The following is a 7,843-nucleotide window of genomic DNA, read 5'->3' as shown; positions in this document are numbered from 1 at the left end:
CCCGCCGTTCAGAACGTCATTGCCCTGGCCTGCGCCGATCTGGTCATTGCCGTCGCCGCCGTCGAGCGTGTCGTTGTCGTCGGCGCCCCAGAGCTCGTCGTCGCCGGCGCCGCCCGACAGGCTGTCGGCCCCGTCCGCACCGCCCAGCGTGTCGTTTCCGGCGCCGCCGTCGAGCGTGTCGGCCCCGATCGCGCCCCAGAGCTCGTCGGCATCGCCGCCGCCCGACAGGCTGTCGTTGCCGGTCGATCCGCCCAGCGTGTCGCTTCCCGCGCCGCCTTCGATGGTATCGTCCCCGAACGAGCCCCAGAGCCCGTCGTCGCCCTCCTCGCCATGGATCTCGTCATTGCCACCCGCGCCGCCCAGCGTGTCGCTGCCATCGCCGCCCATGATCGTGTCGTCGCCCGCTGCGCCATAGGCCTGATCGGCGCCTGCGCCCGCCAGCAGCAGGTCGTTGTGGTCCCCACCGCCGAGCAGGTCGTCGCCAAACCCGCCTACAATCGTGTCCAGGCCAGGGCCGCCGTAAAGGGTGTCATGTCCGGGGCCGCCCGCAACACTGTCGTTGTGCAGACCGCCACTCAGGAGATCATCCCCGCCGTTGCCGACAATCGTGTCATCCCCCACGGCGCCAAAGAATGTATCGTTGCCTTCCGTGCCGGTGAATGTGATTCCGGCCGGAGTGGGAACGTTCAAGGAAGGGCTGGTCAAGCTTTCTTCGGCCCCCTGACCATCGGTATAGGACACCACGACGGAGATCGCGGCCCCGACATCGGCCTGGGTCAGGGTATAGGTGGTCCCCGTGGCGTTCGGGATGGCCGCGCCGTCGCGCTGCCACTGGTAAGCCAGCGTGCCCAGCCCGTCGGCATCCGCCAGCGTCGAGGCATCCGCGGTCAGGGTCGCACCCTGGGTGGCGGTGCCTTGCACCGACACGCCCCCGGTCGGGGCATCGTTCACGTTCTGGACGGCCGCGGTCGCCGCGCTGGTTATACTCTCGCGGGCACCGAAACTGTCGGTATAAGAAAAACGGACCGAGATCGCCGCGCCCACATCGTCCTGGGACAACTCATACGTGGAAGCCGTTGCGCCAGACATCGGCGTGCCGCCACGCAGCCATTGGTAGGCAACGGACGACATATCAATCCCATCCGCGTCCGTAACGCCAGAGGCATCCGCGGTCAGTGTTTCGCCTTGCCGTGCTGTGCCCGAGATCACGACATTGCCTGACGGAAGGATGTTAACAGGGTTTACCATTAACTGGTATGCACCTGTTTGCGTGAAAGAGTTCGACGAAAGGTTGAGTGTATAAATACCACTGATACTTGGAACGAAGACAAAGGACCCGCCAGATCCAAGTACTGCGAAGTCCAAAACACGAAGAGAGGTATTTTCAATTGATGCAAACATATCCCCTGGAGCACCAATTATATCGAGTTGATAAGTTCTCCCGCCTTCGAGGGTTGCTGAAAATTTGTCGACGTCAGAGGCAAAATCCAAGGCACCACTGTAAGTAACACCCAGGAGAATATCTTGTCCAATCGGGTTGACCTCACTTACAGAGTTATTCCCAATTCGAACGCTGTAATATCCGTCGAATTCCGAATGAACGTTTATTATATAGGTTGATTCGAGCGCTGTGAAAGTTAATCCATCGAAACCGCCAGAGTTAAATGAATTTGCTATGAAGCTTCCACTTGCCGTACGCAGCTCAAAAGATACACGACCAGGTGTCAATCCTCCAAACAGAGAGGTCGCGTCATCGGCTACAATGGTATAGGTTGACCCGATATCCAAAGTAACCCTATATCCATCGTAGTCATCTGTTCCAATCTGGAGACTACCATTAGCGATATAGCCGTATGTATTGTCTGCTACGTATGAAAAAAAATCGGACGAACCGAGTATGCCATCCGGTGCGTCAAGCGCAAAACCCTGACCAGCTTCATCACCTGACATAACACAACCCTCTGTTATTATTTATTAAAGAACATTTGACAAACGCCTTCGCTGGAGCTGGTGCTCCGGCTGGATTGCAGTCTGGCGCTTCATGGAGGCTTTTTCCAGTAATTTTTCTTGGGGCCACGTATTATTTCCACTTGAGGGATTATGCCTCGCAATCAACTCCGACGCTGGCCCGTTAAGTACGCAGCGATACAGCCCGATCGGTAACGTCTCATGCGGCGAGAGGTCCCTTCCATAATACACATGGCGTAACGCGCTAGGGTCCGGAAAGCTCTCTTGCATGCAAGCCGGGTACATCGCGTTGAAGTCGATGGATATGACGCTCCGCCCCGGGCGCCGTTCTTCGAGAACGAAAGCTTCTTGGATTGGGGTATGCCATGCGGCGTAGAAGCGGGTGTCGTAGTCGTTCTTGGTCCGAAGCGCATTGCAGATCGTGGTCCACTTGGTGTCGGAAAACTGGGCAGCATTGACGAAATGGAACCCGTAACGGTCGAGCACCTCAACAATCGTTCGGAAGCTCGCCTTCGAATCGTTAAGAAAATGCGAGGCCGGCAGCCAAGGATGTAACGGGGCAAACCCCTGCAATGGCCCGGTGAGGAAATAGCCGACGCGCTGTTCGCTTGTTTCCTGTTGCGAGGTGTTGAAAAGATTGTTGGTCACGAGGCCGCGACCGATGCGTTCATGATGGGTTCGTTCGGCGATAACGAGACCGACACCCGGATGCAAAAGTCGATCAAGTTCATCGAAGACCACAATACAAAGTCAGAACCCGAGAAACGGGGCGCGCTGGGACTGTTGGAACTGTGGCGCAAAAGACGGTGAATGTAACCGTCGCTTGCCGTCGAAGTCGCACGCCCGCATCTTCTCAGAAAATGAAATCTTCCGGAGTCAGGTCAGCCATATTTACACCGGCTAGGAAAACCGTATTTCCACTGTGGTCATCGATTGTCGTGCCATTTTGCTCTTGTGTCACATGACCGCCAATAAAAAGGCTATTGAAGTCAGGAATATTCGCAACCTCGGTCATGTCGATCCGGTCGTTTTCGGAAGCTGAAAAGTCATTGACGATCAACATGCCGAATTTGAAGAAAAAGACGTCCGCACCCAGGCCCCCGGTCATTTCACAAATGCCACTGGAGGAGAACAAAATGTCATTTCCGGACCCACCGTCCAGAATGTCATTTCCCGAGCCACCCCCTAATTGGTCGTTGCCGTCATTACCGAATATCGTGTCATCCCCTTCACCTCCCCAAAGATCATCGTTGCCGCTGCCCCCATACAACAAATCATTTCCTGTACTGGCAAAAAGTGAATCGTTGCCGTCTTCACCCCGAAGAGTGTCGTCGCCTTCATTACCGTACAACTCGTCTGACCCTAAGTCGCCAGAGATGGAGTCGTGGTCATACCCTCCGAAAACGGAGTCGTCGCCTTCACCGCCAATCAAAGTGTCGTTTCCGGCAGCGCCAGATATGTAGTCATTGCCAGCGTCGCCCGCCAAAAGGTCGTGACCATCTTCGCCATAGAGCGTATCGTTTCCCTGACCACCATAGGCGGTATCATCTCCATACCCCGCGAAAACAATATCATCACCTGCACCACCCCAAACCTCATCGTTTTCCTGATTTGCGTAAAGAGTGTCGTTGCCCCCAGACCCGAATAATGTATCTGCCCCCGATCCGCCGTAAAGAATATCAGGGTCGACGTTTCCACCTAACTGATCATTTCCTGCGCCTGCATCAATGGTGTTCGAGCCAGTGTAACCCCACAACTCGTCCGATCCGTCACCGCCCAACAGACTATCGTTCCCAGTACCGCCATAGACGGTATCCCTGCCAGAACCTGCATCAATTAAGTCGTTGCCGTCTGCCGCCCCCAAATAGTCATTGCCTACCCCGCCATAAATCGTGTCATTGCCATAACCACCCCAAATTTCATCATTGCCGTCGTCGCCATAGGCCAAATCATGCCCATTTCCGGAGTAGGTCGTGTCATTTCCGCTGCCGCCGACAATTGTATCGTTGCCATCCAGGCCGTTTAGGAAGTCGTGTCCCTCATATCCTAAGATACTGTCTGGCCCAGACAAACCTATCAGAGTGTCATTCTCTGGTGTGCCATGTATGATCGATCCGGGTGGGGTCACCAACCCTGTAGGAGCGCTTTCAACACTTTCTTGAACGCCATTGCCATCAATATAAGTGTAGATTGCAGAAATGCTGGCCCCCACATCCTGTAGGGAGACGGTGTAAGTTGGTGATACTTGGCCCGGTATTATAGTTCCGTTTCTGGTCCAAAAGACTTGGGACGTTTCTGGAGAAATTCCATCGGGATCGGAAACTAGGCTGAAATCGGCCCGCAGTAAATTTCCAACAACGGGATTTCCAATAATTGCTACTTCTCCCTGCGGGATACCATTTCGAGCAAAAATTTGAAAACTGATGTCTCCAGATCGAGAGTCAAACCAAGAAACAACAAATCGTTCATCTGTAAGAATGGTAGAAGAACTGGAACTCGCCGCGGCTTCGAGAAATCCACCCGCATGAACAACATAACTGTCACCAATTGTACTCAATTGGGTGTCAAAACTGCCGCCCCAGAGCCCTGAAAAGTCCATAGACCCATTGTAGAAAGTTATAAGTTCGTTGTCTTCAAATGCAAGAAGTCCACCGGATATCTCATAAGTTTGCGGCCAAAAGTAACGATGTTGCAAAGAGTTAAATTCTTGGTCAAATAATTGAACAGCCAGTCTCGGCCCTTGCGAAGAAGTACCCCTCACAAATATTTGAGAATACGCAACCGCAATCGAACCATCACTCAAGACCTCCAAATCGGCGTCTCTGTGTTGCCAACCTTGAAGAGCACTTCTGCCTTGCAGGATGCCATTTGCATCATGGTGAAAAATCTCAGTCCGCCATTCTTGACTCCTTCCGTCACTGTGTTGGTAGATTTCAAAAACGGAGTATATTTCCTGGTTGTCTAGGTACTCAATATCCACGAACCCTGAATAACTGTATTCAGTTTGTACATCTTGCAACTCCAATTCCTGCTGCAGATCGCCACCGTTGGAAAACAGACTAGCAATTGTTACAGTCTCATATTCTGGATATTCATTTGGTTCGGAAACCAAAACACGATTTTGATAAACCACCGCGAATCCACTTGAATTGGATGAAATCTCGTAACTACGACTAGAATCAAAATTGCCTACTCTGGTTTCGTCTACCAAAAGGTGCCCGTCTCTTGAAAATATCTGAAAGTATAAAGAATCGCCCTGTTGGAAAAGTCTAACAAAATTACCGCTTGATAGGGATTCAAATTGCCCCCCACCAATTTCTACGGGGGCCGACAGTGGGGTACCATTTAAATCGAACGATTGGGTCAATCTCGTATAGTTTGGATACGACCCCTCAAGCCAAAAAACGTTGAAACCATCTTCTCCGAACCCAATTACTGTTTGTTCGGCGCGATTGAAGCTTGTATTTCCAAATACAATTTCTGATCCCACTGGAACTGCCGGAAAAGACATGCATTTCTTCCTTGTGCTGGATAGTCCGCTGGTATTTTGTAGATTTCAACCGACATTCTCCAAGTGGCCTGCCGTCTGATGTCAAGATTGCCTGAGACTGCCCGCGGGACAAGCGTTTTTCGCCCCGAGCGGCGTCGGCGGTCGCGCAGACGGCTGGAACTGGGTGGATTGGGCCGCGAAGCCGCAACTTCCTTGCCCGGCGGTAGCGTTCTTCGGCGCGGTGGACAGACCTGTCCTGCCGCTTTCGTTCAGTTTTGGCCTGCATTGCGGTCACGCGCATGACGGAGGCGCCCGAAGTCGGTGGATGGCGGCGAGGATAGCGCGCACCATCGGGCCGGTGACGGCGACCTCGGCCAGCTGGAAGGTGATGGCGCGGGCGTGGCGGACGACGCGGGCTCCGATCTTGATCAGCTTCAGTTGCAGGCTGGTCAACGACCAGTCGGCCATGGCCTCGGGCAGCTCGATGCAGCGCAAGAAGGTGGCCAGGTTGTAGGCCAGCGCGTGCAAATGCAGCCGCACCTCGTTGTCGCGGAACCGACGGCATGACAGCCGGGTCCAGTGGAAGGCGTATTTGCCCTCCTTGATGTGCTGCTCGGCGGTGCTGCGCTGGTTATAGAACCGCGCCACCCAATCCGGCTCCATCGGCAGGTTGGTGACGATGAAGCCGACTTTGGGGAACAGCTCGCCCGGGTGCCATTCGATCTTGGCGATGACGCGGCGCGGCTTTTCCCAGGACGCCGCCTGATACTCGAAGTCCTCGTGGAAGCGTTTGACCTTGGTCAGCGACGGACGCCCCACGGGGCGCGTAAGCCGATGCGCGATCTTCTCGCGCAGGACGTTGTTGGCGGGCAATCGGATGGCGTAGAAATAGCCCGCTTCTTCCAGCCGCGCATAGAGCGCGGGGATCGCATAGGCAGCGTCCGCCCGAAAGAAGCGGCCCCCAAGGTCGCGGCCAGCATAGCGGGCGATCACCGGATCAAGGACGTCCCGCCAGCCATCGGCGCTGTGGACATTGCCGTTGCGCAGGGCACAGCGTTCCAACATGCCAAACTGATTGAAGAGGAAGTTCGGGTGATAGCAGCTGCACTCAAAATGCCCGTTCCAGGCGGCGCCTTCTTGATTACCGTGGGTGGGGCTCACGGAACTGTCCATGTCCAGCACGATGAACTTCAGCCCGTTGCGGTCATGGAACCGGTCAATCCATTGGCCATTCAGATCGGCCAGCGCCGCCCGGTTCTCAGCCAAGGCAAGCGTCTCGGTCTCGAACCGCCCCATCTGGGAAGCCGAGGCCGCCTGCGCACCGACAGCCCGGCCACCCACGACCTGACGCATGACCGGATCGAGGGCCAGCCGGTCAGCATCGTTGACATCTTCGTATCCGGCCAGCCGCCCATAGACCGATTGCCGGAACAGCCCGTCGAGCTGGTGTACGGTGTTCTTGCCTCGGCGGGTGTCGCGCAGCGCCGCCGACGCCAGACCGGACAGCCCCAGCGCGTCATCGAGCTCTCGCATCACCAGAAGGCCGCCGTCCGAACTGATCTGCGCACCCCGGAACTCCAACCGCACGCGAGCGTCGAAATCCACCCGATCACCCCGGTCTGAACCCGCACCCAATGGGTGATCCATGAAATGCGCCCCGATATGCCGTCAACACCATGATTTATATGGGAAATAGGAAGGTCAGGACAGCGAAATCAGCAACCTACTTGGGGAATGCGGGTTGAGAACGAACCGATATGGCGATCCTCGGTCACGTCCGTCAAGGTAGTGTAATTTCCCGGATGGCCTGAGGGCATGATCAGGCGGCGTTGTTGCATAAATCAGCCAAGGGGCGGACTTCCCCTTTCCCCGGACGGATTTACTCTACGGGCACGGTGACGGTTGTCGGCCACGCTTGCCTGTCGATGGTGGCCGCCAGGTCATCTCTGGATCAAACCAGATCGAAAGCGATCCGCGCCGCTTCAACGCTCCATTGTAAGCCGACCAGTTCGTGGTCTTGTACCTCGTAGGGGCCCAATTGCTCATACCATCCAGCTATCATGCTGGATTCATGCGGTGAATCCCTCAGCTGATTTGTGCAACAACGCCCTAATTATGAAAAAAATAATACTGGTGCCAACAGATTTGCAAACCGCCCGCCCGCGCGGGAGTGGAGCAGCAAATTGAAGCGCGCAATTTTTCCCTACCCCCTACTCGGTTGACCCCCAGCCGCATTTCGGCCCCCGCCCTTATGCGTCAGAAGATGAAGTCGTCGGCAGTCAATCCCGAACTCAGCACGCCGCTGATGGTCAGCGAGTTGCCCAGCCCGTCGGTGATCACCGCATTGCCGCCGACATCGGCCAGGTGGTTGGCGGACAGGTCGGC

Annotated in this window: 4 protein-coding genes and 1 pseudogene; all 5 read right to left on the bottom strand. The window is 55.4% G+C overall.

Annotated elements, in window-relative coordinates; genetic code table 11:
- The coding region (locus tag BLT75_RS24550; protein WP_483880121.1) for a calcium-binding protein at window positions 1–1,248 on the bottom strand (1,248 nt) is incomplete at its 3' end.
- Window positions 1,249–1,974: 726 nt separating this feature from the next.
- On the bottom strand, window positions 1,975–2,709 hold the full coding sequence (locus BLT75_RS23270) for a hypothetical protein (RefSeq protein WP_143028659.1): 735 nt from the start codon (window positions 2,707–2,709) through the stop codon (window positions 1,975–1,977).
- A gap of 112 nt (window positions 2,710–2,821) precedes the next feature.
- Window positions 2,822–5,479, bottom strand: coding sequence for a calcium-binding protein (locus BLT75_RS23260; protein WP_093037976.1), 2,658 nt, complete (start codon window positions 5,477–5,479; stop codon window positions 2,822–2,824).
- 270 nt (window positions 5,480–5,749) lie between these two features.
- Complete coding sequence (locus BLT75_RS23255) at window positions 5,750–7,105, bottom strand: IS1380 family transposase (RefSeq protein WP_093037973.1); 1,356 nt, start codon at window positions 7,103–7,105, stop codon at window positions 5,750–5,752.
- A gap of 252 nt (window positions 7,106–7,357) precedes the next feature.
- Window positions 7,358–7,504 (bottom strand): annotated as a pseudogene (locus BLT75_RS24235) (IS5/IS1182 family transposase); the annotation flags it as partial.
- Between the last annotated feature and the right edge of the window lie 339 nt (window positions 7,505–7,843).

The sequence above is a fragment of the Ruegeria marina genome (genome assembly GCF_900101475.1).
Classification (GTDB): domain Bacteria; phylum Pseudomonadota; class Alphaproteobacteria; order Rhodobacterales; family Rhodobacteraceae; genus Ruegeria_B; species Ruegeria_B marina.
Note: the sequence above shows the minus strand (reverse complement) of the source record. Positions and strands in the feature narration are given on the sequence as shown.

Excerpts from the sequence above, each read along its gene's own strand:
- BLT75_RS23260 (WP_093037976.1), bottom strand. The coding sequence starts at position 5,479 with ATGTCTTTTCCGGCAGTTCCAGTGGGATCAGAAATTGTATTTGGAAAT.
- BLT75_RS23255 (WP_093037973.1), bottom strand. The coding sequence starts at position 7,105 with ATGGATCACCCATTGGGTGCGGGTTCAGACCGGGGTGATCGGGTGGAT.